The sequence below is a fragment of the Streptomyces sp. NPDC057877 genome (assembly GCF_042796855.1).
Lineage (GTDB): Bacteria > Actinomycetota > Actinomycetes > Streptomycetales > Streptomycetaceae > Streptomyces.
Genome location: NZ_JBHVMS010000003.1, coordinates 237914 through 264855, shown reverse-complemented (window position 1 = coordinate 264855; position 26942 = coordinate 237914). Strand labels below are relative to the sequence as shown.

The following is a 26942-nucleotide window of genomic DNA, read 5'->3' as shown; positions in this document are numbered from 1 at the left end:
GACCATGACCACGCCTCCTGACGACCGCTCCTTCCGACGCGAGATGGCCACGGCCTACCGCTCCGGATGGCACTTCATCGACCTGGTCACCGCTCTCCCCCACAACGGTGACTCGCTGATGGTGACCGTCTTCGGTGAGCCGGTCGTGGTCACCCGGGACGAGGACGGCGACGTACGGGCGTACCGGTGCCTGCGCAAGCCGCGAGGGGCGCCGCAGCCCGTGCGGTGTGCCATTCGGTACGGAATGATCTTTGTGAATCTGGACCAGCGAGACCATCGGCTGGCGGAGCCGGAGGCCCCGGCCCCACGGACCATCTCAGCCACCCCCCGCAGTGCCTGACGCGATTCCCCCGTCGTAAAAGATCGCTCAGGTGCTTCCCCCCGCAGCGGCGTCACCGTGACCTGAACACGGTGACGCCGCTGTCGTATGCGCCGGTATGGACGGGTATCCGGTGATCGTGGACGTGGCTGGAATCAGTCGCAGACCCGTATCATCCACGGCCCATCGCACTCGTCAGCGCGATCTCGATCACCACCCGGGTCGGCTTCGGGGTCGGGATCCGGCCGTACCGCTCGGCATAGCGCCGCTCCGCCTCCGCGACCCGGTCGGGGTCGGTGCGCACCACCGCGCGCCCCTCCAGCGTCGCCCAGCGGCGGCCCGCCACCTGACAGACGGCCACCGGGGCGCCGTCCGGGCCCGCGGCCAGGATGTTGGCCACCTTCGCACTGGACTTGTCGGCGATGACCCGGGCGAGCCGGGCGGTGGGATCGTAGGTGACACCGACCGGTACGACGTGCGGGGTGCCGTCCGGGCGGGGGGTCGTCAGGGTGCACAGGTGCCGTTCCAGCCAGAAGCTGAGGTAGGGCTGGTCCGGATCGCCGGGGTCCATGGAGTACGAGGTGGCCATGGTCCGGGAACTTAACCCCTTCAGGGCGCCGTTGCCCTCCCGGGACCGGACTTGAGTGGAATAGACTCAAGTTTGTGTACGTTGCTGGAGTCAGCACCGCGAGAGCAACGACGAACGCCTGGCCGAGTGCCTGGACCAGTGCCTGTACGAGAGCGCTTGGAGGAGAACGCGAACGTGGACGCCGAGCTGACCAACCGGAGCCGGGAAGCGATCAACGCGGCCGGCAACCGGGCCGTGACCGAGGGACACCCCGACCTCACGCCCGCCCACCTGCTCCTCGCGCTGCTCCAGGGGCAGGACAACGAGAACATCACCGACCTGCTCGCGGCGGTCGACGCCGACCAGGCCGCCGTACGCTCCGGCGCGGAGAAGATCCTCGCCGGGCTGCCCAGCGTCACCGGGTCGACCGTCGCGCCCCCGCAGCCCAACCGCGAGCTGCTCTCCGTCATCGCGGACGCGCAGGCGCGCGCCAGGGACCTCGGCGACGAGTACCTGTCGACCGAGCACCTGCTCATCGGCATCGCCGCCAAGGGCGGGGCCGCCGGTGACGTACTGACGCGGCAGGGGGCGGGCGACAAGAAGCTGCTGGCCGCCTTCGAGAAGGCCCGGGGCGCGCGCCGGGTCACGACCGCCGACCCCGAGGGGCAGTACAAGGCCCTGGAGAAGTTCGGCACCGACTTCACCGAGGCCGCCCGCGAGGGCAAGCTGGACCCGGTCATCGGCCGGGACACCGAGATCCGGCGTGTCGTGCAGGTGCTCAGCCGCCGCACCAAGAACAACCCCGTCCTCATCGGTGAGCCGGGCGTCGGCAAGACCGCCGTCGTCGAGGGGCTCGCCCAGCGGATCGTCAAGGGCGACGTCCCCGAGTCGCTGAAGAACAAGCGGCTGGTCGCGCTCGACCTGGGCGCGATGGTCGCCGGGGCCAAGTACCGCGGTGAGTTCGAGGAGCGGCTGAAGACCGTGCTCGCCGAGATCAGGGACTCGGACGGCCAGATCATCACCTTCATCGACGAGCTGCACACCGTGGTCGGCGCCGGTGCCGGGGGCGACTCCGCCATGGACGCGGGCAACATGCTCAAGCCGATGCTCGCCCGCGGTGAGCTGCGGATGGTCGGCGCGACCACCCTCGACGAGTACCGCGAGCGGATCGAGAAGGACGCGGCGCTGGAGCGGCGCTTCCAGCAGGTGCTGGTCGCCGAGCCGAGCGTCGAGGACTCGATCGCGATCCTGCGCGGACTCAAGGGCCGCTACGAGGCCCACCACAAGGTGCAGATCGCGGACAGCGCGCTGGTCGCGGCGGCCACCCTCTCCGACCGGTACATCACCTCCCGCTTCCTCCCCGACAAGGCCATCGACCTCGTCGACGAGGCGGCGTCCCGGCTGCGGATGGAGATCGACTCCTCCCCGGTCGAGATCGACGAACTCCAGCGCGCCGTCGACCGGTTGCGGATGGAGGAGCTGGCGCTCAGCAAGGAGACCGACGTCCCCTCCCGCGAGCGGCTGGAGAAGCTGCGCCGTGACCTCGCCGACAAGGAGGAGGAGCTGCGCGGCCTCAACGCCCGCTGGGAGAAGGAGAAGCAGTCCCTCAACCGCGTCGGTGAGCTGAAGGAGCGGCTCGACGACCTGCGCGGCCAGGCCGAACGCGCCCAGCGCGACGGCGACTTCGACACCGCGTCCAAGCTGCTGTACGGCGAGATCCCGGCCCTGGAGCGGGACCTGGAGGCCGCCTCCGAGGCCGAGGAGGAGGTCGCCCGGGACACCATGGTCAAGGAGGAGGTCGGCGCCGACGACATCGCCGACGTCGTCGCCTCCTGGACCGGCATCCCGGCCGGGCGGCTCCTGGAGGGCGAGACGCAGAAGCTGCTGCGGATGGAGGACGAGCTGGGCAAGCGGCTGATCGGGCAGCGGGAGGCCGTGCAGGCGGTCTCCGACGCCGTACGCCGCTCCCGCGCCGGGATCGCCGACCCCGACCGCCCGACCGGCTCCTTCCTCTTCCTCGGGCCGACCGGTGTCGGCAAGACCGAGCTGGCCAAGGCGCTCGCCGACTTCCTCTTCGACGACGAGCGGGCGATGGTCCGCATCGACATGAGCGAGTACAGCGAGAAGCACAGCGTGGCCCGGCTGGTCGGCGCGCCCCCCGGCTACGTCGGCTACGAGGAGGGCGGCCAGCTCACCGAGTCCGTGCGGCGCCGCCCGTACAGCGTCGTACTCCTCGACGAGGTGGAGAAGGCGCACCCCGAGGTCTTCGACATCCTGCTCCAGGTACTGGACGACGGCCGCCTCACCGACGGCCAGGGCCGCACGGTCGACTTCCGCAACACGATCCTGGTGCTGACGTCGAACCTGGGCAGCCAGTTCCTGGTCGACCCGATGACGACCGAGGCGGAGAAGAGGGAGCAGGTCCTGGAGGTCGTGCGGACCTCCTTCAAGCCGGAGTTCCTCAACCGCCTCGACGACCTGGTGGTCTTCTCGGCCCTCACCAAGGACGAGCTGAGCCGGATCGCCCGCCTCCAGATCGACCGCCTGGCACGCCGTCTGGCCGAACGCCGACTGACCCTCGACATCACCCCCGCCGCCCTGGCCTGGCTGGCCGACGAGGGCATGGACCCGGCCTACGGCGCCCGCCCCCTGCGCCGCCTCGTCCAGACCGCCATCGGCGACCGGCTCGCGAAGGAGATCCTGTCCGGCGAGATCCAGGACGGCGACACGGTCCGGGTGGACACCTTCGGGGAGGGGCTGATCGTGGGCCCGGCTACGGGCAAGACGCTGTGAGTGGCTGATGTAGGCGATGCGGGTTCAGGCCCGTCACCCTGCTGGGTGGCGGGCCTGTCCGGGTCTGTCAGGGGGCAGTAGCATCAGGAAAGGGCAAGTGCTGCGATTCACTTGCGCACAAGGCGGCGAAGGGAGAAGTCCAGGTGCTACTGAGCTTTCGGGTGGCCAACCACGGATCACTGCGCGAGCCGCAGGAGCTGAGCCTCGTGCCCGTGTACGAGGAAGAACGGCCTGCCCTGGCGGTGGCTGCCCTCTACGGGGCGAACGCCTCGGGAAAGTCGACGCTGCTCGATGCCTACAGGTTCTTCCTCGAATGCGTGGAGCAGTCGCAGGCCCGGTGGGTGCCGGGCGCTCCGATCAGGCGATGGCCCTTCCTGCTGGACAAGGACAGCAGGAAGGAACCCTCGACGTACGCCGTGGACATCCTGATCACCGGAATCCGATACGTCTACGGTTTCGCGGTTTCGGACACGGCCGTCGAGGAGGAGTGGCTGTACGCCTATCCCAAGGGCCGCAAGCGGGTCCTCTTCGAGCGTCGGAAGATGGACGTGACGTTCGGGAGTTCACTCACCGGGGAACGCGTCGCCGCGGAGCGGGTGATGCGGCCCAACAGTCTCTACCTTTCCGCTGCCGCTCAGACAGCCCACCCGAGGTTGGGGACCGTCTGGGCCAAGCTGAAGGCATCCGTCGTCGTCGACGACAGCACGCGGCATGCCCTCACCACGCATGGCGCGGGTCTCACCGTCATCTACGCGCTTCTCGAGCGCGCGGGTATCGCGAGAGGGGACGCTGTCCTGAAAGCGGCGGATCTCGGCGTCCACGGGGTGCGTCAGGGCGCCGACGACGCGGCACTCGCCAAGACGTTCGCGGGCGATGAGGACTGGGACGACAGACCGGCCGAACTCAAGGAGGCCATGCTGAAGTCGCTGCAGTTCGTGCATCGTGTGGGGGACGAGGAGTTTCTGTTGGCGGCGGAGGAGGAGTCCGCCGGGACCAAGACGTGGGTGAACCTCGCCTCCTACGCACTGGCAGCTCTCGGCGCGGGCGACCAGGTCTGGATCGATGAGGTGGACGTCAGTCTCCACCCCCTCCTGACCGCCAAGCTCGTCAAGCTGTTCCAGCTCCCGGAACTCAACCCGCTCGGCGCACAGCTGATCTTCACCACACACAGCGCTTCCCTGCTGGGCACCATGCTCGGTGAGGAGATCCTCCGGCGCGACCAGGTCTGGTTCGTCGAAAAGAGCCCGGAGACCGGCGCGTCCGAGCTGTACCCGCTCAGTGACTTCAAGCCGCGCAAGGGCGAGAACTTCGAGCGGCGCTATCTGGCGGGCAGCTACGGCGCGGTCCCGTTCCTGCCTGACACCGCGCTCGAAGACGTGATCCGGGAGTTCTGGAGGGCGCGTGGCGAAGCCGTTTCCACGTGAGGGATCAGGCCGTCGCCGCGGCCCTGTCCGGCGGTCCGCGCGGACGATGCTCGTCGTCTGCGGCAGCAAGGAGACGGAGCGCCAGTACCTTCAGGGCTTACGGGAGCACCTGCGCAATTCCGCGGTCTCCGTCGTGGTGCGAGGCAAGGCCTGCTCACCCACTCAGCTCGTCGCCTACGCCAGGACCCAGCGTGACCTCAGTAGGGGAAGCTTCGACGAGGTGTGGTGCGTCTTCGACGTGGACCAGTTCGTCGACGTCGCCGAGGCGGTCGTCGCCGCGCGCCGGGCGGGCATCCGGGTGGCGGTCTCCAATCCGTGCTTCGAGCTGTGGCTGCTGCTCCACTTCGCTCCGCAGACCGCACACGTCGCGACGTACAGGAAACTGCTGCCCCTGTTGCAGAGGCACGTGCCTGGCTACGACAAGACGCGCCTCGACTTCGGTCGCTTCCGGGAGGGGCGCGGGGAGGCCGTGGAGCGTGCCCGGCGACTCGATCCGAGCGGTGAGGACCACGAAAGCAACCCGTCCACCAGCGTATGGCGGCTCGTGGAGCGGATGGACGATCGCTGACGTGACCGGATCGTGTCAGCCCAGGGCTGACAGGGATGTCGGGGCTTGCCACCCCCCTCCCCGCATGGGGGAGGATGGCGGAATCCGTACGAAGGGAAATTCACGGTGACCATCGACCCGTCCTCGATTCCGAACTTCGGGGGCCAGCCCCAGCCGCAGTCCCAAGGACCGGCAGGCCCCGTCGTCCCGGATCAGGACCTTGTGAAGCAGCTCCTCGACCAGATGGAGCTGAAGTATGTCGTCGACGAAGAGGGTGACCTCGCGGCGCCGTGGGAGCAGTTCCGTACGTACTTCATGTTCCGTGGCGAGGGTGACCAGCAGGTCTACTCGGTGCGGACGTTCTACGACCGCCCCCACAAGATCGACGAGAAGCCCCAGCTTCTCGAGTCGATCGACGACTGGAACCGCCGCACGCTGTGGCCCAAGGTCTACAGCCACACCCACGACGACGGCACCGTCCGCCTGATCGGCGAGGCCCAGATGCTCGTCGGCACCGGCGTGAACCTGGAGTTCTTCGTCTCGTCGACGGTGAGCTGGGTGCGCGCGGCCATCGAGTTCGACCGCTGGCTGGTCGAGCAGCTCGGCCTGGAGCAGGAGGTCAATGACTCGGAGAAGCCCGAGGGCGACGAGTAGGCCCCGGCAGACAACACAGTCGGAGACAGGGGGCGTGGGCCGGTGCGGCCCGCGCCCCCTTTTCCGTCGGCCCACTTCCGTCGGCCCTTTTTCCGTCGGCCCTCTTCCGTCGGCTCTTTTCCGTCAGCCCTTGGACAGCGCCTTCAGCCGCTCCACCGCCTCCTCCAGCACCGCCTCCCGCTTGCAGAACGCGAACCGCACGAACGGCGCGCCCGCCTCCCGGTGGTCGTAGAAGACCGCGTTGGGGATGGCGACGATGCCCGCGCGTTCCGGCAGGGCCCGGCAGAACGCGAACCCGTCCGATTCGCCGAGCGGTCGGATGTCGGTGGTGATGAAGTAGGTGCCGGACGGCCGGAAGACCTCGAAACCGGCCTCCGTCAGGCCGTCCGCCAGGAGGTCGCGCTTGGTGCGCATGTCGTCGCGGAAGGCGGTGAAGTAGCTGTCGGGCAGCGCCAGGGCCTCCGCGACGGCGTACTGGAAGGGGCCCGCGGAGACGTAGGTCAGGTACTGCTTGGCCGAGCGCACGGCGGTGACCAGGGCGGGAGGCGCCGTGACCCAGCCGACCTTCCAGCCCGTGTACGAGAACGTCTTGCCGCTCGACGAGATCGTGACCGTGCGCTCGCGCATCCCCGGGAAGGTGGCCAGGGGGATGTGTTCCGCCGGGCCGAAGACGAGGTGTTCGTAGACCTCGTCGGTGATGACGAGCAGGTCGCGGGTGACCGCCAGGTCGGCGATCGCGGTGAGTTCCTCGCGGGTCAGGACGGTGCCCGTCGGGTTGTGCGGGGTGTTGATCAGGAGGAGGCGGGTGCGGGGGGTGACCGCGGCCCGCAGCTCGTCCAGGTCCAGGCGGAACGTGCCCTCGTGCGGGCGCAGGGTCACCGGTACGCGGGTGCCGCCCGCCATGGCGATGCAGGCCGCGTAGGAGTCGTAGTACGGCTCCAGGGCGATCACCTCGTCACCGGGCTCCAGCAGGCCCAGGAGGGATGCCGCGATCGCCTCTGTCGCGCCCGCGGTGACCAGGACCTCTGTGTCGGGGTCGTAGGACAGCCCGTAGCGGCGTTGCTGGTGGGCGGCGACGGCCGTGCGGAGTTCGGGGATGCCGGGGCCCGGGGGGTACTGGTTGCCGCGGCCGTCGCGCAGGGCGCGGACGGCGGCCTCGCGGATCTCCTCGGGGCCGTCGGTGTCGGGGAAGCCCTGGCCCAGGTTGATCGACCCGGTGCGCAGCGCCAGCGCCGACATCTCGGCGAAGATCGTCGTCCCGAACTCGGCGAGCCGACGGTTGAGGAAGGGGCGCGTGGTGGACGTCATGGCGGTCATCCTGCGCCCAAGGTCCGGCGTTGCTCAACTCACCTTCGTGTGGGACGCGGGCGAGGACGTCAAGGCAGTCAGTGAGTACGTGGGGCACACCGACCCAGGCCTCACCCTGCGGGCGTACGCCCACCTGATGCCCGGCGGTCGTGAGCGGGCCCGGCGGGCCATCGACTCGGTGTGGCCGGTTGCCGAGCTGGCATGCTCGTCTGGACGAAGGAGGCGGCGTTGTCTGACGAACTGGTGCCCTCACAAGACCGAGTCGTTGAGGGGACGGATGCCCATGAAGATCTCCAGCAAGCCGACCAGGTATACACCGCTGGTAGTGACCTTGTGTGGAGTGTCGCAGCCGGGCTGGCAGTAGGTCCCTTTCTGCAAGCGGTCCTCAGTCACTTCGGGACCAGGCTCGCTGAGGGCCTTGACGAGCGCACGCGTACCGCGGTGCGTGGCTTCCTGCGGCGAAGGGCGGAAGAGGGGGACGATGACCAAGGTCCTGGTTCTGGTTCTGACAGCGATCACCCCAGGTCTGTCAGCCTCTGTCTGGAGTACGGATGGCGCCTGACAGTCCCGGAGGATCTACCGGCCGAAGGGCTGCTGCACCTGGTCGACCTCTGCAAGGCCGACCCGCCTGTCGATCATTTCTCGGCGGGCTGGGTCCACTGGCAGGAGGGGAGTTGGGAGGGCAAGGCGCTGACCACCGAAGGCATCGTGCGCTGGGTCTGGGACTCCGCGGCGGAGGGCTGGCGCAGGCTCTGAGCACCGGCGGGCGCCCCTCGAATGAGGCGCGAGCGTGACCGGCGAGCCATCGACTCCGGGTTTCAGCGATCCCGGAGGAAGATCACGGCCCACAGGCGGCCCAGTGGGCCCCGCACGGCCGCTGAACCGCCCTTCCGCGTAGGTCAGGGGCCGTGGCCACGCGAGAACCCTCTGGAGTTCCTCAACTGTGCTTTGGGCCGCGAAAGCGCGGGGCATCCCCCGTTCACACAACGTGCGAGGCGCCCACGGGGGGCCGCTTCGGGGGAACGGAAGGAGGGCGCCATGCAGCTGGGCCTGGGAGTGGGGGGCGTCGTGGTCGGTGTGATGACGGTGGTGGCCGTGGCGTTGGTGGTCAGCGGGGTGTTCGCCGTGGTGTCGCTGCTGCGGCGGCGGCCGCCGCGGACGCGGGTCGGCCGCAGCGCGGGGTGGAACGGCTCCAGCAGCGCCGGTAGTTGGTGGGCGGGCTCGGGTGACTCGGGGGGTCACTCGTGCGGGGGCGGTGCGTCCTGCGGTGGTGGCGGTGGTGGCGGTGGTGGCTGCGGGGGCGGCAGCTGACACGGGAGACGAAGTCCGCACGGACGCCCGTCGGTTCATCCGAACCGGCGGGCGCCTCGCCGTGTGAGGGCGCCCCGGCGCGCGCTTCAACCGGACAGGCGTACGCCGTAGTTGAACAGTTGAGCTGGGGAGCCCTCTGAGGGATGGAAACCCTACGAAGTTGGGTAAAAACGCTGTGGCGGCGCCACAGTTCGTGATTCCCTCTAAATCACCAACGCAGCCCGTGGACGTCCCTCGGACACCTTCCGACTCCCGACCGGGCTGTCCGGGCTGACCGGGCGATCTCCCCCGGTGCAGACCGGGGTACATCCGGCGCCGACCGGGTACTCCGAAACCCCACACCGCCTTTTCTTTGCGTGCCAGCGGAGCCGATCCATGCTCACGACCCTGAAGACCTCCTACACCGATACGCGCGCTGCCGACCTCGCCTGGGCGCTGGGGCGTGAGCCGCTGCCCGCGCTTGCCACCCTCGATCTCGAACTGACCGGTGCCAAGCTCCAGTTGCGACTGCTCGGCGCCTCCCACCAAGTGCTCCTCGAGGAAGGGCGGGTGCACTGCTCGGAGACGGTCGCGTGCATCCCCGGCAGCAGCACGCCCCTCCCGCTGGGCGTCGCCAAGCGGGTCGGGGACTGGGAGTACGAGTTCGCCGCACGCGTCGAGGTCCTCTCCCCGGGCTCCTTCGCGGGCCGCGCCCAGGAGTTGCTGGCCCTCGTCTCCGACCATCCGCACGGCCTCGCCGGGGTCTTCCCCGGCAGCCCACACGCCTTCACCGCGATGCTCGCCCAGCGCCACGAGGGCCAGGTGCACTGGCGCACCTGGCACGCCTACCCGCAGGACGGGCAGTTGGTGGCCACGCGGACGAGGGTCGGCGTACGGGCGCGGAGGGCCGCGGCGAGACCGCGCGCGGGGGCCGAACCGGGGCGGCTCGACCCGTCCGCCGTCTGAAACGCCGAACGCCCATAGGACATGCATGTCCACACGTGTGGGTGACGAGCCGCTGCACATCCGTGACGTAACGTCCCTGTTGTGATCGACCCGCACGCGCCGGCCCGCCCCGGCGCCCCGCCGCCCTGGCGCGGCCCCGCGAGGCTCCCCGTCAGGCCGGACACCGGACGGTTCCTGGTCCTCGCGGGCGTCTTCGTCTGCGCGGCCTGCGGACTCGTCTACGAACTCGAACTCGTCGCCCTCGCCGCGTACTTGATCGGCGACTCGGTCACCCAGGCATCCGTCATCCTCTCCGTGATGGTCTTCGCGATGGGTGTCGGCTCCCTCGCCGCCAAGCGGCTGCGCAGCCATGCCGCCGCCGGGTTCGGCGCCGTCGAGGTGGTGCTCGCCCTCATCGGCGGATGCAGCGCCCTGGTGTTGTACGCCGTCTTCGCCTGGACCGGCGACTGGGGCGGCGTCTGGGCCTACGGCCCGCGCTGTCTGCTGGTCGCCTTCTCGCTCGCGATAGGCCTGCTGATCGGCGCCGAGATCCCGCTGCTGATGGAGCTGATCCAGCGCATCCGGCGGCAGGACGCGGGCCGCGCCGTCGCCGACCTGTTCGCCGCGGACTACGTCGGCGCGCTGGTCGGCGGGCTCGCCTTCCCCTTCCTTCTCCTGCCGTTCCTGGGCCAGTTGACCGGCGCGCTGCTCACCGGCGCCGTCAACGTCATCGCGGGCGGCGCCCTCGTCCTCGGCCTGTTCCGCGGCGACCTCACCCGGCGCGGCCGGTGGCTGCTGGCCGTCGCCAACCTCACCGTGCTCGGCGTGCTCGCCGCCACCGCCGTACTCGTCGACGACTTCGAACGCGCCGCCCGCCAGGCCGTCTACGGCAAGGGCGTCCGCGTCGCCCTGCAGAGCGACATCCAGGAGATCGTCATTACCGGCGGCACCCACGGGCGCCCCCTCGACCTCTTCCTCGACGGGCGGCTGCGGATCAGCGGGCAGGACGAGCGGCGCTACCACGAGGCGCTCGTCCACCCCGCGATGAACGGCCCGCACGCGCGCGTGCTCATCCTCGGCGGCGGCGACGGGCTCGCCGCCCGTGAGGTGCTGCGCCACCCCGGGGTGCGGGAGGTCCACATCGTGGAGCTTGACCCGGCCGTCGTCCGGCTCGCCCGCGAGGACCCGGCCCTCGCCGCGCTCAACCGCCACGCCTACGCCGACCCGCGCGTGCGGGTGTCCACCGGCGACGCCTTCCACTGGCTGCGCCGGGCGCCCACCACGTCGTACGACGTCATGATCTCCGACCTCCCCGACCCGGGCATCACGGCCAGCGCCAAGCTGTACTCCCAGGAGTTCTACGGCCTGGCCCGGCAGGTGCTCACCGACGGCGGACGGCTCGCCGTGCACGCCGGGCCCGTCACCACCCGGCCCCGCGTCTTCTGGACCGTCGAGACGACCATGCGCGCCGCGGGGCTGCGCCCCGCCCCCTACCGCGTCGGCGGCGCCACCGGCTTCGGCACGGGCCCCGACCGCACGGCCGGTCCCTCCCCCTCCGGCCACGACTGGGGCTTCCTCCTCGCGGGGCCCGGACACCGCCCACCCCTGCGGCTCCCCGCCGCCCCGCGCCTGCGGACGCTGACGCAGGAGGGGCTGGTGGGGGACGCGCGGGTGGCGGTGCGGACCCGGGTGGACGGGTTGGCGGCTTCCACGCTGGTGCACCCGCGGTATGCCGGATGAGGCGTGAGTGGTTCGCGGGATCACCGGTGCCCTGGGCCCCTCCCTCTCACTTCCCGCTTATTTCCGGCCCCGCTGGGTAGGCTCCGTCGACATGGAGCACGAGGTCTTCATTCCGGTTGGCGCCGAGCGGTTGCGGGAGGCGCTGGCCGATCCCGCGCGGGTGGCCCGGGCGGTTCCCGGGCTGCAGCAGGAGGCGGGGGCGGAACCGGTCGCCGGTCGGCTGAAGGTCCGGATCGGCTCGACCAGCATCACCTACCGCGGCGCCCTGCGGCTCACCGCCCAGGAGGACGGCGCGGTCACCGTCGAGGGCGACGCCACCGAGGCCCGCGGCAGCGGCTCGGTCAAGCTCACGCTCACGCTGCGCGCGCGGGACGCCGAGGGCGGCGCCGTCCTGGTCGTCACCGGGACCGCGGACGCGGACGGACGGGTCACCGAACTCTCCGCCGACACGGTCGCCTCGGCCCTGACCCGGCTGCTGAACCGGTTCGGGGAACGGCTCGGCGCCGAGCCCGCCGAGTCGCTCGCCACGGAGGACTTCGAGCCATCGGCGTCCGGGGACTTCGATGCCGCGCCGGACGCCGACGACGCCCCGGTGCCGTCCGTGTACGAGACCGAGGTGCCGCCGTCCGCACTGGAGCCGGAGGACGACGAACAGGAAGCCCCCGAGCCCCCCGCCGAGGCCGCCCACGCCCGGCGCACGATGATCGGCCGCAGCGCCGAGGAGGTCGACCACGCCCCGCCCCGGGGCCGCTACGCGCCCGTCCCCGCGCCGCAGGCCGTCACCCCCGGCAGCACCCTGCGCTGGGCCGCCCCCGCGGCGGCGGTCGTGGTGGCGTCGATCGTGGTCGGGCGGGTGCTGCGCAAGCGGCGGTGACGTGACGTATTCGCGAGGGGCGGTTCCCGCGGGACAGTAGGGTCGTCCCGTGAGTAACGAAGACATCACGTTGACCGCGGGCGACGCGGAAGCGACCGTGCAGGTGGACAACGGCGGCCGGGTCGGAGGACTGCGCGTCGGCGGTGTGGAACTGCTGCGGCAGGGGGAGCGGTTCGGGTGTTTTCCGATGGTCCCCTGGTGCGGACGGATCCGTGACGGACGGTTCCTGGACGGCGCGACCGAGCGGCAGATGCCGCTGAACGCCCCGCCGCACGCCATCCACGGCACCGCCCGCGACGGCGCCTGGACCCTCGCCCGGCACACCGCCGACGAGGCGGTCCTCACGTACGACCTCGTCGATCCCTGGCCCTACCCGGCCCGGGTCACGCAGGTGGTGGGGCTGGCGCCGGACGCGCTGACGCTGACCATGGCCGTGGAGACGTACGAGTCCTCCTTCCCGGCGCAGATCGGCTGGCACCCGTGGTTCAACCGGGAGATCGGCGGCGCCCCGGTGGAGATCGGGTTCGCCGCGCAGTGGCAGGAGGAGCGCGGGGACGACCATCTGCCCACCGGGCGGCGGATCGACCCCAAGCCCGGCCCCTGGGACGACTGCTTCGGCATGCCGGGCGGCGTCGACGTCACCCTCACCTGGCCGGGACGGCTGGAGCTGAAGGTGACCAGCCCCGAGGAATGGGTCGTGGTCTACGACGAGCAGGACGCCGCCGTCTGCGTGGAGCCGCAGACCGGGCCGCCCAACGGGCTCAACACCCTCCCGCGGCTGGTCACCCCGCTGGAGCCGCTGGAGGCGACGACGACCTGGAGCTGGCGACGGCTTTGAGCCGCCTTAAGCTGGCAGGCATGACGGACGTGCGTGCTGCGCTGCTTCAGCAGATCAAGGACAAGGCCGTGGTGCACGGCAAGGTGACCCTGTCGTCAGGGATCGAGGCCGACTACTACGTGGATCTGCGCCGGGTCACCCTCGACGGGGAGGCCGCGCCCCTGGTGGGGCAGGTGCTGCTCGACCTCACCGACGGGCTGGAGTTCGACGCGGTCGGCGGGCTGACCATGGGCGCCGACCCGGTCGCCGCGGCCATGCTGCACGCAGCCGCCGCGCGCGGGCAGCGGCTCGACGCGTTCGTGGTGCGCAAGGCCGCCAAGGCGCACGGGCTGCAGCGCCGGGTCGAGGGGCCGGACATCGCGGGGCGGCGGGTGCTCGTGGTCGAGGACACCTCGACCACCGGCGGCTCGCCGCTCGCCGCCGTGGAGGCGGTCCGGGAGGCCGGTGCGGAGGTCGTCGCCGTCGCGACCATCGTCGACCGGGCGACCGGCGCCGCGGAGAAGATCCAGGACGGCGCGGGGGTGCCGTACCTGTACGCCTTCTCGAAGGACGAGCTGGGGCTCCACTGAGCTTCCGGTTCTTCCGGAGGAAGGCCCGTCTGGGAAGATGGGGGCGACAACGACGTCGCACCCAAGGTCTAGGTCAGGGCCGTCAGCACGCAGTACGCCAACCCGCACATACAAGGAGCGGACAGATGCCCATCGCAACCCCCGAGGTCTACAACGAGATGCTCGACCGGGCGAAGGCAGGCAAGTTCGCCTACCCGGCCATCAACGTCACCTCGTCCCAGACCCTGCACGCGGCTCTGCGCGGCTTCGCCGAGGCCGAGAGCGACGGCATCATCCAGATCTCGACCGGCGGCGCCGAGTTCCTGGGCGGTCAGCACAACAAGGACATGGTGACGGGCGCGGTGGCCCTCGCCGAGTTCGCGCACATCGTCGCCAAGAAGTACGACGTCACCGTGGCCCTGCACACCGACCACTGCCCCAAGGACAAGCTCGACGGGTACGTCCGTCCGCTGCTCGCCGTCTCCGAGGAGCGCGTCGCGCGCGGTGAGAACCCGCTGTTCCAGTCCCACATGTGGGACGGCTCCGCGGAGACCCTCGCCGACAACCTGGCCATCGGGCAGGAGCTGCTCGCCCGCGCGGTCGCCGCGAAGATCATCCTTGAGGTGGAGATCACCCCCACCGGCGGCGAGGAGGACGGCGTCACCCACGAGATCAACGACGAGCTGTACACCACGGTCGACGACGCCCTCCGTACGGCCGAGGCCCTCGGCCTGGGCGAGAAGGGCCGCTACCTGCTCGCCGCGTCCTTCGGCAACGTCCACGGCGTCTACAAGCCGGGCAACGTCGTGCTCCGCCCCGAGCTGCTCAAGGAGCTGAACGAGGGCGTCGCCGCGAAGTACGGGCGCCCGGCCGGTGACAAGGTCTTCGACTTCGTCTTCCACGGCGGTTCCGGCTCCACGCCGGAGGAGATCAGCACGGCGCTGGAGAACGGCGTCGTGAAGATGAACCTCGACACCGACACGCAGTACGCCTTCACGCGTCCCGTCGTCGACCACATGTTCCGCAACTACGACGGCGTCCTGAAGGTGGACGGCGAGGTCGGCTCCAAGAAGACCTACGACCCGCGCACCTGGGGCAAGCTGGCCGAGGCGGGCATGTCGGCGCGCGTCGTCGAGGCCTGCAAGAGCCTGCGGTCGGCCGGTACGAAGCTGAAGTAGACGACGTACGACTTGTACGACGAGCCCGGCGCGGTGGCGCCGGGCTCGTTGTATATGTGGGGCATGTCCTCCGATGTGCGGCTGGCCTCGCCGCAAGGCAAGTGGGTGCTGTTCACCACGGTCCTGGGTTCCAGCATGGCCCTGCTGGACTCCACCGTCGTCAATGTCGCCCTGCCGCGCATCGGCCGCGATCTGGACACCGACCTCGCGGCGCTCCAGTGGACCGTCAACGCGTACATGCTGACGCTGGCCGGGCTGATCCTGCTGGGCGGGGCGCTCGGGGACCGGTACGGACGGCGGCGGGTGTTCGTGGTGGGGGTGGTGTGGTTCGCGGTGGCCTCGCTGCTGTGCGGGATCGCCCCCGACGCGGGGGTGCTGATCGCGGCGCGGGCGTTGCAGGGGGTGGGCGGGGCGCTGCTCACGCCCGGGTCGCTGGCGCTGATCCAGGCGACGTTCCATCCCGACGACCGGGGGCGGGCCGTGGGCCTGTGGTCCGGCTTCGGCGGCATCGGGGCGGCGGTCGGCCCGTTCCTGGGCGGCTGGCTGGTGGACGGCCCCGGCTGGCGGTGGGTGTTCCTGCTGAACGTCCCGCTGGCGCTGGTGTGTGTGCCGGTGGCGCTGCGGCACGTGCCCGAGTCGGGGGACGGGAAGGTGGCGCACGGGCGGTTCGACGTGCTGGGCGCGGCGCTCGGGGCGGTGAGCCTCGGGCTGGTGACCTACGCCCTGATCGAGGCCGGGGAGGGCGGGCCGGGGGCCGTCGTGGTGGGCGCGGCGGTGCTGGGGGTGGCCGCGGGGGTCGGCTTCGTGGTCGTGGAGCGGCGGCGGCCCGACCCGATGATGCCGCCCTCGATCTTCGCGTCCCGGCAGTTCACCGCGGTCAACCTGGTCACGCTGTGCGTGTACGCGGCGTTCGGCGGGTTCTTCTTCCTCGGTGTGGTGCAGTTGCAGGTCGTCTCGGGCTACTCGGCGCTGCGCGCGGGCACGGCGCTGCTGCCCGCCACGCTGCTGATGCTGCTGTTCTCCGCGCGGTCCGGGGAGCTGAGCGACCGGATCGGCCCGCGGGTGCCGCTGACGGTGGGCCCGCTGCTGTGCGCGCTGGGCCTGCTGCTGATGATCCGGGTGGGGGAGGACGCGTCGTACGCCCGGGACGTCCTGCCCGCCGTCCTGGTCCTCGGCGTCGGCATGGTGGCCCTGGTCGCGCCGCTCACCGCCACCGTGCTGGCCTCGGTGGACACCGGCCGGGCCGGGCTGGCCAGCGGCATCAACAACGCGGCGGCCCGCGCGGCGGGCCTGCTGGCCGTGGCCGCGCTGCCGCTGCTCGCCGGGATGGGGCCGGAAGCGTACCGGTCGCCCGGCGCCTTCGACGCCGCGTTCGGGCGGGCGATGCTGATCTGCGCGGCGGTGCTGGTCGCGGGCTCGGCGCTGGCCTTCGCGACGGTGCGCCGCCCGCCCCCGGGCTGCGCCCGCCCCGAGTGCCACACCCATGGCTCGGTCGCGGTGCCGCCCCTGGAGGGGCGGCGGGGCGGACGACTGTCCTGATCCGCGTCAGCCGGTGAAGATGAAGTACTTCCAGGAGCCGTGCGTCGTGGAGTTCACGTTGTCGCCCGAGGTGGTGTCGTAGTACGACGACCGGGCCCGCATCCGCCAGCCCGTGTCGGGCGTGCCGGTGAGCCGTACCTTCGAGACCCCGCTCGCGTCCAGCGGGAAGTACTCGGAGCCGCTGTCGTACCAGGTGCCGTCGTAGTAGACCTGGAACTGCAGCCGCTGCTGACGGCCCGGGTACGGGGTCATCGTGGTGGTGAACACCGGGTCCTTGGACTTGTGGATGTAGTGGTAGGTGTGGTTCCAGGCGTACTTGGTCTTGTAGTGGCCGCTGATCGCGGTGGAGACCCGCACCCGGGTGCCGACCGTGCTGGACACCGCCCTGGGCTGGTAGCGGGCGTCGCCCGCGAACTTCGCGATGACCTTGGTGTCCCGTCGCAGGTCCAGTACGACGGACAGGTTGCCGTTGGAGTTGACGGTGCCGGACTTGACCAGCTTCCGGGGCTTGTCGCTGCCGAAGGGGTCGGCGTAGATCTCGACCTTGCGGTTCTTGTACGTCGTACCGAGGTGCGCGGTGAACTTCACGTCGGCGCCGTAGGAGTACTTCTTGCCGTGGTTGTTCAGGGTCAGCGTCGGCTTGGCCCGGGAGACCTCGACGGTGTCGGAGGCGGTGGCGGGGGTGTGGGTGGCGTCCCCGGCGTAGGTCACCGTGTACTTCACCTTGCCGCCCGCGGGCGGGCTGTTGGTGAAGGAGAACTTGCCGCCGGTGCCGAGGTACTTGGTGCCCAGCGACTTGCCCTCGGGTGACTCCATGTCGGTCCGGACGACCTTGACCGGGGTCCCGGCGGGCAGCGGGAGCGTGGCGGTCAGGGTGCCCTTGACGGTGAGGGACTGGGCGCGGGGGGCGGTGGCGGGGGCGTTGACGGTCAGGGCGGGCACGTGCTTGCGCGGCGCGTCGATGGTGTGCAGGCGCGTGGAGGCGTCGTTGCCGGTCACCGCGAACAGCTTGGTGCCGTCGGGCGACCAGCTCAGCGCGTGCCCGCCCCACGGCATCCAGGAGTGGTCCAGGTTGCGGACGCTGGCGGGCTGGCCGCTGGTGAAGACGTACGTGTCACCCAGGTCGTCGGGGTCCAGGACGGTCGCGGCGACGGTGCCGTCCGGGGCGATGTCGACGCTCAGCGGTTCGGAGGGCACCGGGTAGGTCCGCACCTGCGAGAGGTCGCTCAGGCGGTACTCGGTCAGGGCCCGGTTGCCGGGCCCGGCGACCACGACGGACTGTCCGTCCGGGGTGAGCGCGGCGTCGTCGTGGAAGCCGCCCTTCTCGGCGGAGGTCCGGATCACCGGGGTGCCGGAGGCGATGTCGTAGACGACGATCGGGGCGGAGCTGATGCCGCCGTCGAGGGCGAGCAGCGTGCCCGGGTTGTCGGGGTCGGCGTACAGCATGGGCGGGGAGGCCCAGTCGTGACCGGCGGCCAGGTCGAGCGTCACCGTCGGGGTCTGGGCGGTCAGGTCGACGGCGCCGAGCCCGGAGCCCCACTGGTCGCCGTAGGCGAACCAGATCCTGCCCTCGGCGTAGGCGACCCGGGACGGGATGGTCCGGTCGCCGGTCGGGTACTCCGCCGTCGGCGTGAGCCGCTCGGTGTCGAAGGCCACGATCTTGTCGGCGCCGCTCACGGCGGCGTACAGGGTGCCGGAGTCCGGGCTCAGGGTGAGGTCGCGGACCTGGTGCAGACCGGTGAGCCTGGTGACGACCCGGCCGGTGTAGTCGGTGACCACGATCTGGTCGTGGTAGCGGTCGCTGAGGAAGACGCGCTGGTGGACGCCGTCCACCACCGTGTCGTCGACGTCCCAGACCGGGACGGGGCGGCTGGTGTCGGCCGCCGCCGGAGCCGCCGTCGCGAGGACCGCCGAGCTGAAGAGGACCGCCAGCGCGGTGGCGGTGGGAAGGGTGCGCATACGCACGGGTTCGAACCCCCCGGAACGAAAGTGGAGGCCACTTCCGCGGCCGGGTCTGTGAACATCCTGTGCGCCGCGTGTGGCGAGTGAGCGAAGAGTAAGTCATGCCACTGACAACCGGGATGGCGGGGTGCCCACGGCCGCCGCCCACCCCGCGGGGATGCCGCAGACTGGACGCATGACGATTCACGAGAACCTTCTCGGGGGCCCGCCCCCGACCCACCTCCCCGACGACCCCGAGCCGCGCGAGCTGCTCGCGAACGGCTCCGCCCCCGCCGAGGTCGCCGCGAAGTACCCGACCTCCTCGCTGGCCTGGGCCCAGCTGGCGGACGAGGCGTTCGAGCGGGGCAGCGTCGTGGAGTCGTACGCCTACGCCCGTACCGGCTACCACCGCGGTCTGGACGCCCTGCGCCGCAGCGGCTGGAAGGGCCACGGCCCGGTGCCGTGGGAGCACGAGCCGAACCGCGGCTTCCTGCGCGCCCTGCACGCCCTGGCCCGCGCCGCGGGCGCGATCGGGGAGCAGGAGGAGCACGCGCGCTGCACGCAGTTCCTGAAGGACTCCTCGCCGACGGCGGCCCAGACCCTGGGCTGACCCTTGTGGTCCCGGCCCGTCTGTGATCAGGCGGGCCTTGCGAGCGGGCGGGGCCATTGCGGAGGATGCTGGTGGGGACCGGGGCCCCCGTGCCGGAATCGGCAGGGGCGGACCGCTACCCGGAGTACACAGCAGGAGACAGCGATGTCCCATGAGGCTCAGCAGGCTCACGAGCCCGAGACCCCGCATCTCGATTTCCAGGGCACGACGCCGTACGAGGACTACGTCAAGGCGGACGTGCTCACCCACCTCCAGCACACCCTCTCCGACGATCCCGGAGAGATGGTCTTCCTGGTCACGACCCAGGTGATGGAGCTGTGGTTCACCGTGATCGTCCACGAGTGGGACACCGCGGCGGACGCGCTGCGGGAGGACCGGGTGCCGGTCGCGGTCGACGCGCTGAAGCGTTCGGCACGGGAGCTGGAGGCGCTGAACGCCTCCTGGAAGCCCCTCGGCCAGCTCACCCCGCAGCAGTTCAACTCCTACCGCTCGGCCCTGGGCGAGGGCTCCGGCTTCCAGTCGGCGATGTACCGGCGGATGGAGTTCCTGCTCGGCGAGAAGTCCGCGTCGATGCTCGTGCCCCATCGGGGCGCCCCGCGCGCGCACGCCGAGCTGGAGAAGGCCCTGCACGAGCCGAGCCTCTACGACGAGGTGCTGCGGCTGCTCGCGCGGCGCGGGCACGCGATCCCGGAGGCGGTGCTGCGGCGCGACGTGTCGCTGCGCTACGAGCCGTCGGCCGAGGTGGAGGCCGCGTGGGCGGCCGTCTACTCCGGCGACCCCGGCGATGAGCTGGCCCGGCTGGGCGAGGCCCTGTCGGACGTGGCCGAGCTGGTGTGGCGCTGGCGCAACGACCATCTGGTGGCCACCCGCCGTGCCATGGGCGCCAAGCCCGGTACGGGCGGCTCCGCCGGGGTGGCGTGGCTGGAGAAGCGCGCGCGCAAGAACGTCTTCCCCGAGCTGTGGACGGCGCGGTCGTATGTCTGAGCAACTCCCTGGGCAACGTCCTGAGCATCTTGGTGAGCAACTCCCTGGGCAACTTGCTGAGCAACGTCCTGAGCAACTTCCTGAGCACCTTGCTGAGCAACGTCCTGAGCAGTTCTCCGCGCGGCTTTCCGAGCAGCGCCAGAAGGCCGGGAAGCTGGACGCCGGAGACGAACTGGCCCCCCTGCGCGCCCGGTTCGTGCTCGACGACGCGGTCTACCTCGACGGCAACTCACTGGGTGCCCTGCCCGCGGACGTCCCCGCCCGCGTGGACGACGTCGTACGGCGCCAGTGGGGCGAGCTGCGCATCCGCTCCTGGACGGAGAGCGGCTGGTGGACCGCGCCCGAGCGGATCGGCGACCGGATCGCCCCGCTGGTGGGGGCGGCGGCCGGGCAGATCGTCGTGGGGGACTCGACGAGCGTCAATGTGTTCAAGGCGCTCGTGGGCGCCGTACGGCTGGCGGGCGAGGAGCGCGACGAGGTCCTCGTCGACGCCACCACCTTCCCCACGGACGGCTACATCGCCGAGTCCGCCGCCCGGATGACCGGCCGCACCCTGCGGCCGGTGGCGCCCTCGCAGGTGCCGGACGCGCTGAGCGGCCGTACCGCCGCGGTGCTGCTGAACCACGTCGACTACCGCACCGGCCGCCTGCACGACCTGCCCTCCCTCACCGCCGCGGTGCGCGCGGCGGGCGCCGTCTCGGTGTGGGACCTGTGCCACAGCGCGGGGGCGCTGCCGGTCGGGCTCGACGAGCACGGCGTGGACCTGGCGGTCGGCTGCACCTACAAGTACCTGAACGGCGGCCCCGGTTCACCGGCGTACCTCTATGTGCGCCGGGAGCTGCAGGACCGGTTCGACTCACCGCTGCCCGGCTGGAACTCGCACGCCGAGCCCTTCGGCATGCGCGGCGACTACGAACCGGCGGCCGGTGCGCTGCGCGGGCGCGTGGGCACCCCGGACATCCTGTCCATGCTGGCCCTGGAGGCCGCCCTGGAGGTGTGGGACGGGGTCTCCGTCGACGCCGTACGGGCCAAGTCGCTCGCGCTGACCGACTTCTTCCTGGAGTGCGTGGCGGCGTACGTCCCCGCCGGGCGCGTGGAGAGCGTGACGCCGGTGGCGCACGACGAGCGCGGCAGCCAGGTCGCGCTGCGGTGCGCCGACGCCGGTGCGGTGATGGGGCGGCTCATCGAGCGGGGGGTCGTCGGGGACTTCCGGCACCCGGATGTGCTGCGGTTCGGGTTCACGCCGCTGTACGTGGGCTTCGGGGAGGTGGAGCGGGCGGCTCGGGTGCTGGGGGAGGTGCTGGGGGCGGGCTGATACCGTCCCGGCCAACCACCGAGTTTCGCTGATTCCGCTGATTCCGCTGATCCACGGATTCGCGGATTCACGGATTCGCTGATTCCACTGACTTCGCTGAGGGGTTGGAGCATGCCGGACGCCGTCGCCGCCAGAGATGCCGCAGGGCCGCAGGACGCCGCTGCCGCGGAGGAGGCGTCGGCGTTCTCCCATCCGCCCGTCGAACCCGACCGCACGGTGGCGTACGGCGATCACCCCGACCAGGTCATCGACTTCTACCTCCCGCGAGACGCCGGGCCCGCGGCCGAGGGTGTCCTCGTGCCGCTGGTCGTCGTCCTGCACGGCGGTGCCTGGCGGGCGGCGTACGACCGGCGGCACCTCACGCCGTTCGCGGACTTCCTGGCGCGGCGCGGGTTCGCCGTGGCCAATGTGGAGTACCGGCGGGGCGGTACGGGAGGCGCCGCCGGGCGGTGGCCGGAGACGTTCGACGACATCGCCGCCGCGCTGGACGCGCTGCCCCGGCTGATACGGGAGGTACCGCAGGCGGACCCGCGCCGTACGGTGCTCGTCGGGCACTCCGCGGGCGGGCACCTCGCCCTGTGGGCGGCGGCCCGGCATCTGCTGCCCGCCGACGCCCCGTGGCGCACCGACGGGCCCGCCTCGTTGCGCGGGGTCGTCGCCCTCGCCCCGATCGCGGACTTCTCCGTCGCCGGGAAGCTTGATGTGTGCGGGGGTGCGGTGCGTGAACTGCTGGGCGCCGAGCCGGAGTTCGGTGAGCGGCTGCCCTACGCCGATCCGGCGCTGCTGCTGCCGACCGGCATCGCGACCACTCTCGTCCAGGGGCGCACGGACGTGGACGTGCCCCTGGCGGTCGCCGAGTCGTACGCGGACGCGGCGGCGAAGGCCGGGGAGGTGGTGGGGCTGACGTTGCTGGAGGACGTCGGGCACTTCCCGCTGATCGACCCGGTGGCGGACGCCTGCGCGGTGGTGGTGGAGGAGATCATGCAGTTGGCGTGGTGAATCCGGGGGTGTGACTCTGCCGGGGATCCGTCCCCTGCTCTGTCGGGGACCCGCCCCCGTCGTACCCGTAGTACCTGAGAGCTACGCCGACGGACAGCTCTCCGGCGGGACGCGAACGACACCCGCCGATCCGTAACTTCCCCTCCAGACGGGCCCGATGAGCGGGCCGCTGGGCGGGGGGTACGGCGATGGGGCGGGGCTCGGGGAAGTACGGCCGGGGCGGCGGGCGGCGGCGGTGGTACCGCGTGCCGCTCGCGCTGTTCGTCGTGGCCGCCGTGGTGTTCCCGCTGTCGGCCGCCGCCCGGCCCCGCGTGCCCGCCCCGCCGCCCGCACAGGTCGGCGCGGTGACGGCCGGGACGCTGGACGAGGTGTACGCCGCCCACCGGGCCAACGCCGTCGAGGCGTCCCGGATGGCCGCCGCGCACGGTGACCGGCGCCGGGCCGCCGTGGACCGTGCCCTGGCCGACCCGGCGCGTTCGCTGCTCGCCTTCGACGGGCGCGGCTCCGGCCTCGTCACCGAGGTCTTCGGCGATCTCGCGCGGGCCGACCGGATCGCCGTGCTGGTCCCGGGCTCCGACACCGGCCTGGACACCTACGACCGGTTCCGCGCGGGCGCGTCCGCGCTGCACCGGCAGCTCGTCCGGCAGGCCCCGGCGGGGACGCGCGTCGCGGTCGTGGCCTGGCTGGGGTACGAGACGCCGGGCACGGTGAGTACGGCGGTGGCGACGACCGGCCGCGCCGAGCGGGCCGCGCCCCGGCTGCGGGAGTTCGTGCGGTGGTTGCGCGGCATCACCGGACCGGACAGCGGCGTGTCCCTGCTGTGCCACTCCTACGGCTCGGTCGTCTGCGCCCGTGCCGCCGCCTGTCTGGCGGTGGACGACCTGGCCCTGATCGGCAGCCCGGGGACGGGCGCGGACTCCGCCGCCGCACTGCGCACCCGGGCCCGGGTCTGGGCGGGCCTCGGGGGTGACGACTGGGTGGCCGACGTGCCGCACGTCAGCGCGGACCTGTTCGGTACGACCGTCGGCCTCGGCCCGGACCCGATGGCGCCGGAGTTCGGCGCCCGGGTCTTCGCGGCCGGGAGCGGAGGCCACAGCGACTACTTCAGACCGGGTTCGCCGTCCCTGGCCAACCTCGCCTGGATCGTCCTCGGCGAGACCTCGGAGGTGAGCCGTGCGTGAGCTGGGCCCGCGCGCCGTGTGGCGCGGCATACGGCGGGGTGCCGACCGTCTCGACACCGCCACACCAAAGAGCCGGGACCGGGCCGTCGACGCCCTGCGGGCGCTGGCGATCCTCGGCGTGGTGCTGGGCCACTGGCTGGTGACGGCCCTGGTCGCGGACGGCGGCGCGCTGCGCACCGCGAGCCCGCTGCGGTATCTGCCGTGGCTGGCGCCGGTGTCCTGGGCCTTCCAGACGCTGGCGGTGTTCTTCCTGGTGGGCGGCCATGTGGCCACCCGTGGTCATGCCTTGGCGCGGGCGCGCGGGGTGCCGTACGGGCGGTGGCTCGGCGACCGGCTGTCCCGGCTGTTCGCGCCGGTGGCGGCGGTGCTGGCGGTGTGGACCGTGGCGGCCCTCGCGCTGCTGCTGTCGGGGGCGGAGACGGCGACCGTGCACGCGCTGGTGAAGCTGGCGCTGTCACCCCTGTGGTTCCTGCTGGTGTTCGCCGGGCTGACGGCGGCGACTCCGCTGCTGGCCCGGGTCAACCCGCTGTGGCCGCTGGCCGTCGTACTCCATGTGGATCTGGTCCGGTTCGGCTTCGGCGGCCCCGCCTGGCTCGGCTGGGTGAATCTGGGGGCGGGCTGGCTGGTGCCCTTCACGCTGGGCGCCGCCTGGACCCGGGGGGAGCTGGAGCGGCGGCGTGCCGGGTGGGTGCTGGCCGTGGGCGGGGCGGTGGCGACGGCCGGGCTGGTGGCCTGGGCGGGGTATCCGGCGTCCATGGTCGGGGTGCCCGGGGCCGCGGTGTCCAACCTGAACCCGCCGACGCTGGCCGCCGTCACCTTCGGTCTGGCGCAGTGCGGGGTGGCGCTGCTGCTGCGGCAGCCGTTGCGGCGGGCGATGCGCGGGCCGGTGGCCTGGGCGGCGGTCGCGCTGGTCAACCTCTCCGCGATGACCGTCTTCCTGTGGCATCAGACGGCCCTGATGGCGACCACGGCCACCGGACTGCTCGCGGGGCGGCTGCCGGGACTGCACACCGTCCCCGGCGATCTGGGGTGGGTGGCGGCCCGGTTCGCCTGGCTGCCGGTGTTCGCGGTGGCGCTCGCCGTCTGCTGGGGTGCCTTCCACGGCTTCGAGCGGGGGCGGAGGCGGCAGCGGGAGCGGCCCTCCCGGGTGGTGCTCGTCCGTCGCGGGCCGGGATCGAGGTCGGCCAAGGGGGTGCGGCGTGCCTAAGGTGGAGCCCGTGGGCGGCGGGGAGTACGCGGAGGACCGCGGCGGGGGCGAGGCCCGCGGGGCACGGCGGTCCCGGACGAGGCTGCGGCGGCTCGGCGGCTGGCTGGGAGCGTCGCCCTCCGTGCTCGCCCCGCATCTGCCGCGGTACCGGTGGGTGCGGCTGCTGACCTACCTGGTGGTGTCCTGGATCGCCCTCGGGGTGTCTCTGGGCGGCGGGGAGGACATCGCCCGGGGCTATCGGATCACCCTCTTCCAGGGGCTGTTGGCGGCGGCCGTGCAGGGCGTGGCGGTGGTGGTGGCGCTGTGGTGGCCCGGGCGGGCGTGGGCGCTGTCGCTGGCCGGTGCGGTGGTGCTCGCGCTGGCCGTCCGGCCGACGCTGGCCGAGCATCCGCTGCCCGGCCCGAACTGGCCGTGGGACACCCCCGAGGTGCTCGCGCACGCCGTCGTGCTGCTGCTGCTCGCCCTGCGGCTGCCGCTGGGCAGAGCGCTCGCGGCCCTGGCCGGGACCGCTCTCGCGACGTTCCTCATGCAGGGCGTCATCGGTGGCCAGCGCTACTCCGGCACGGGCACGGTGACCGTCGCGCTGTGCGGCCTGGCCGTGCTGGTCGGCACCGCGCTGCGGGGCCGCAGCGAGGCGCGTACCCAGCTGGTGCAGCAGGAGACGATCACCGCCGAGGAGCGGGCCCGGCGCACCCTGCTGGAGGAGCGCAGCCGGATAGCACGCGAACTCCACGACGTGGTCGCGCACCACATGTCGGTGATCTCCATCCAGGCGCAGGTCGCCCCGCACCTGGTCGAGAACCCGTCGGACGAGCTGAAGGAGAACCTCGCCGGGATCCGGCAGAACGCCGTGGAGGCGCTCACCGAACTGCGCCGGGTGCTCGGCGTGCTGCGCTCGGAGATTCCCGTCACCCCGGACGACCGGTACGGCCTGGGCGAGGCGGGCCCCGGTGCCGCCCCCGACGCGCCGCAGCCCACCCTCGACCGGCTCGGCGCGCTGATCGAGAACACCCGCGCGACCGGGCTGCGGATCGTCACCGACATCCGTGGTGAACGGGGGCGGCCGTATCCGCCGGGCGTGGAGCTGTCGGCGTACCGGATCGTGCAGGAGGCGCTGAGCAACGTCCTGCGGCACGCGCCGGGGGCCGCCGTCCGCGTCGAGGTGACCCACTACCGCGACGGCCTGTATCTCGCCGTCGTCAACTCGCGTCCGCAGGTGCCCGTCCAGCCCTCGCCGGGCGCGGGCCACGGCCTGCTGGGGATGCGCGAACGCGCGGCGATGCTCGGCGGCCACGTCATGACGACCAGGACCGGGAACGGCTTCGCCGTGACGGCGTTCCTCCCCAGGGACGGCGCGCCCGGCGCCCTGCCTGGCAGCCCCACCTCCACCGGAGAAGAGACCTGATGACGACCGGCACCATCCGCGTACTGATCGCCGACGACCAGCAGATGGTCCGGCAGGGCTTCACCGTGCTGCTCAACACCCAGCCGGACATCGAGGTGACCGGCCAGGCGGTGAACGGCCTCGACGCGGTCGCCAAGGTCGGCGAACTCGTCCCGGACGTCGTCCTGATGGACATCCGCATGCCCGAACTGGGCGGCATCGAGGCCACCCGGCGCATCCTGGCCGCCCACCCGCACATCAAGGTCCTCGTCCTCACCACCTTCGACCTCGACGAGTACGTCTACGACGCCCTGCGCGCCGGTGCCTCCGGCTTCCTGCTGAAGGACGCCTCCGCCGACCAACTGGCGGAGGCGGTACGGGTGGTGGCGGCCGGGGACGCACTGCTCGCGCCCGGCATCACCCGGCGGCTGATCGCCGAGTTCTCCCGGATGGACGGCGCGCCCCGCGGCCCGCTGAAGGCGCGCGTGGGCGAGCTGACCGAGCGGGAGACGGAGGTGCTCGCGCTGATCGCCCGGGGCCTGTCGAACGCGGAGATCGCCGAGCACCTCGTCGTCGCCGAGCAGACGGTGAAGACCCATGTGGGCCGGATCCTGGTGAAGCTGGGGCTGCGCGACCGGACCCAGGCGGCGGTGTTCGCCTTCGAGTCGGGAGTGGTACGCCCGACGGGTTACTGACGACCGGGATCCGCCCCTCGGAGAACCCGTAGTACCTGAGAGGGACCCGGAAGAACCCCTC

25 protein-coding genes and 1 pseudogene are annotated in these 26942 nt (G+C 71.9%); 23 read left to right on the top strand and 3 right to left on the bottom strand.

Annotated elements, in window-relative coordinates; all coding sequences use genetic code 11:
- The first annotated feature begins 4 nt into the window (after positions 1–4).
- Positions 5–340 carry a hypothetical protein gene (locus tag ACFVQG_RS08985; RefSeq protein WP_383378502.1) on the top strand — a complete coding sequence of 112 codons (336 nt, stop codon included), beginning with the start codon at positions 5–7 and terminating at the stop codon, positions 338–340.
- 151 nt (positions 341–491) lie between these two features.
- Here ACFVQG_RS08985 and ACFVQG_RS08980 read toward each other — a convergent pair whose 3' ends face one another.
- The gene (locus tag ACFVQG_RS08980) at positions 492–908 is read right to left on the bottom strand and encodes a pyridoxamine 5'-phosphate oxidase family protein (protein ID WP_383378500.1); all 417 of its coding nucleotides are present in this window, start codon (positions 906–908) and stop codon (positions 492–494) included.
- Between the two features lie 174 nt (positions 909–1082).
- Between ACFVQG_RS08980 and clpB the strand changes: the two genes are divergently transcribed.
- The 4 genes from clpB to ACFVQG_RS08960 all read left to right on the top strand — a co-directional run bounded on the left by clpB (position 1083) and on the right by ACFVQG_RS08960 (position 6305).
- On the top strand, positions 1083–3680 hold the full coding sequence (clpB, locus tag ACFVQG_RS08975; RefSeq protein WP_383378498.1) for an ATP-dependent chaperone ClpB: 2598 nt from the start codon (positions 1083–1085) through the stop codon (positions 3678–3680).
- Positions 3681–3886: 206 nt separating this feature from the next.
- Positions 3887–5104, top strand: a complete 1218-nt coding sequence (locus ACFVQG_RS08970) for an ATP/GTP-binding protein (RefSeq protein WP_383378497.1) — start codon at positions 3887–3889, stop codon at positions 5102–5104.
- Between the two features lie 46 nt (positions 5105–5150).
- On the top strand, positions 5151–5672 hold the full coding sequence (locus tag ACFVQG_RS08965; protein ID WP_383378495.1) for an RloB family protein: 522 nt from the start codon (positions 5151–5153) through the stop codon (positions 5670–5672).
- 105 nt (positions 5673–5777) lie between these two features.
- Positions 5778–6305, top strand: coding sequence for a YbjN domain-containing protein (locus ACFVQG_RS08960; protein ID WP_383378493.1), 528 nt, complete (start codon positions 5778–5780; stop codon positions 6303–6305).
- A 123-nt stretch (positions 6306–6428) separates the two neighbouring features.
- On the opposite strand, the gene ACFVQG_RS08955 is transcribed toward ACFVQG_RS08960, so the two are convergent.
- Positions 6429–7622, bottom strand: a complete 1194-nt coding sequence (locus ACFVQG_RS08955; RefSeq protein ID WP_383378491.1) for a pyridoxal phosphate-dependent aminotransferase — start codon at positions 7620–7622, stop codon at positions 6429–6431.
- Between the two features lie 43 nt (positions 7623–7665).
- On the opposite strand from ACFVQG_RS08955, the pseudogene ACFVQG_RS08950 reads away from it, so the two are divergent.
- The 10 genes and pseudogenes from ACFVQG_RS08950 to ACFVQG_RS08905 form a co-directional block, all read left to right on the top strand.
- Positions 7666–7806, top strand: a pseudogene (locus ACFVQG_RS08950) (site-specific integrase); the annotation flags it as partial.
- A 35-nt stretch (positions 7807–7841) separates the two neighbouring features.
- Positions 7842–8369 carry a hypothetical protein gene (locus tag ACFVQG_RS08945; RefSeq protein WP_383379810.1) on the top strand — a complete coding sequence of 176 codons (528 nt, stop codon included), beginning with the start codon at positions 7842–7844 and terminating at the stop codon, positions 8367–8369.
- Between the two features lie 282 nt (positions 8370–8651).
- Positions 8652–8924 (top strand): hypothetical protein, encoded by a 273-nt coding sequence (locus ACFVQG_RS08940; RefSeq protein WP_383378489.1) that lies wholly within the window; start codon positions 8652–8654, stop codon positions 8922–8924.
- A gap of 375 nt (positions 8925–9299) precedes the next feature.
- Entirely contained in the window at positions 9300–9869 is a 570-nt protein-coding gene (locus tag ACFVQG_RS08935; RefSeq protein ID WP_383378487.1) for a DUF2617 family protein, read from the top strand.
- Between the two features lie 81 nt (positions 9870–9950).
- Positions 9951–11588, top strand: a complete 1638-nt coding sequence (locus ACFVQG_RS08930) for a polyamine aminopropyltransferase (RefSeq protein ID WP_383378485.1) — start codon at positions 9951–9953, stop codon at positions 11586–11588.
- A 91-nt stretch (positions 11589–11679) separates the two neighbouring features.
- Positions 11680–12462 carry an SRPBCC domain-containing protein gene (locus tag ACFVQG_RS08925; RefSeq protein ID WP_383378483.1) on the top strand — a complete coding sequence of 261 codons (783 nt, stop codon included), beginning with the start codon at positions 11680–11682 and terminating at the stop codon, positions 12460–12462.
- Between the two features lie 49 nt (positions 12463–12511).
- Positions 12512–13300, top strand: coding sequence for an aldose 1-epimerase (locus tag ACFVQG_RS08920; RefSeq protein WP_383378481.1), 789 nt, complete (start codon positions 12512–12514; stop codon positions 13298–13300).
- A gap of 20 nt (positions 13301–13320) precedes the next feature.
- Positions 13321–13869 carry an orotate phosphoribosyltransferase gene (gene pyrE, locus ACFVQG_RS08915; protein ID WP_383378479.1) on the top strand — a complete coding sequence of 183 codons (549 nt, stop codon included), beginning with the start codon at positions 13321–13323 and terminating at the stop codon, positions 13867–13869.
- 125 nt (positions 13870–13994) lie between these two features.
- Positions 13995–15026, top strand: a complete 1032-nt coding sequence (gene fbaA / locus ACFVQG_RS08910; RefSeq protein ID WP_383378476.1) for a class II fructose-bisphosphate aldolase — start codon at positions 13995–13997, stop codon at positions 15024–15026.
- Positions 15027–15089: 63 nt separating this feature from the next.
- Positions 15090–16565, top strand: a complete 1476-nt coding sequence (locus ACFVQG_RS08905) for an MFS transporter (protein WP_383378474.1) — start codon at positions 15090–15092, stop codon at positions 16563–16565.
- Between the two features lie 6 nt (positions 16566–16571).
- Here ACFVQG_RS08905 and ACFVQG_RS08900 read toward each other — a convergent pair whose 3' ends face one another.
- Complete coding sequence (locus ACFVQG_RS08900; protein ID WP_383378472.1) at positions 16572–18524, bottom strand: Ig-like domain repeat protein; 1953 nt, start codon at positions 18522–18524, stop codon at positions 16572–16574.
- Between the two features lie 178 nt (positions 18525–18702).
- Here ACFVQG_RS08900 and ACFVQG_RS08895 point away from each other — a divergent pair, with 178 nt between their 5' ends.
- The 8 genes from ACFVQG_RS08895 to ACFVQG_RS08860 all read left to right on the top strand — a co-directional run bounded on the left by ACFVQG_RS08895 (position 18703) and on the right by ACFVQG_RS08860 (position 26881).
- Positions 18703–19116 carry a DUF3151 domain-containing protein gene (locus tag ACFVQG_RS08895; protein WP_383378470.1) on the top strand — a complete coding sequence of 138 codons (414 nt, stop codon included), beginning with the start codon at positions 18703–18705 and terminating at the stop codon, positions 19114–19116.
- Positions 19117–19260: 144 nt separating this feature from the next.
- The gene (locus ACFVQG_RS08890) at positions 19261–20100 is read left to right on the top strand and encodes a tryptophan 2,3-dioxygenase family protein (protein ID WP_383378468.1); all 840 of its coding nucleotides are present in this window, start codon (positions 19261–19263) and stop codon (positions 20098–20100) included.
- A 154-nt stretch (positions 20101–20254) separates the two neighbouring features.
- Complete coding sequence (gene kynU, locus ACFVQG_RS08885) at positions 20255–21415, top strand: kynureninase (RefSeq protein ID WP_383379729.1); 1161 nt, start codon at positions 20255–20257, stop codon at positions 21413–21415.
- Positions 21416–21526: 111 nt separating this feature from the next.
- A complete protein-coding gene (locus ACFVQG_RS08880; RefSeq protein ID WP_383378466.1) occupies positions 21527–22414 on the top strand; it encodes an alpha/beta hydrolase family protein in 888 nt (295 codons plus the stop codon).
- 188 nt (positions 22415–22602) lie between these two features.
- Entirely contained in the window at positions 22603–23595 is a 993-nt protein-coding gene (locus tag ACFVQG_RS08875) for an alpha/beta hydrolase (protein ID WP_383378464.1), read from the top strand.
- Entirely contained in the window at positions 23588–24802 is a 1215-nt protein-coding gene (locus tag ACFVQG_RS08870; RefSeq protein WP_383378462.1) for an acyltransferase, read from the top strand. Before ACFVQG_RS08875 ends, ACFVQG_RS08870 begins: the two co-directional genes overlap by 8 nt.
- A gap of 82 nt (positions 24803–24884) precedes the next feature.
- Positions 24885–26207, top strand: a complete 1323-nt coding sequence (locus ACFVQG_RS08865; RefSeq protein ID WP_383379727.1) for a sensor histidine kinase — start codon at positions 24885–24887, stop codon at positions 26205–26207.
- The gene (locus ACFVQG_RS08860; protein WP_383378460.1) at positions 26207–26881 is read left to right on the top strand and encodes a response regulator; all 675 of its coding nucleotides are present in this window, start codon (positions 26207–26209) and stop codon (positions 26879–26881) included. Before ACFVQG_RS08865 ends, ACFVQG_RS08860 begins: the two co-directional genes overlap by 1 nt.
- Positions 26882–26942 lie beyond the last annotated feature (61 nt).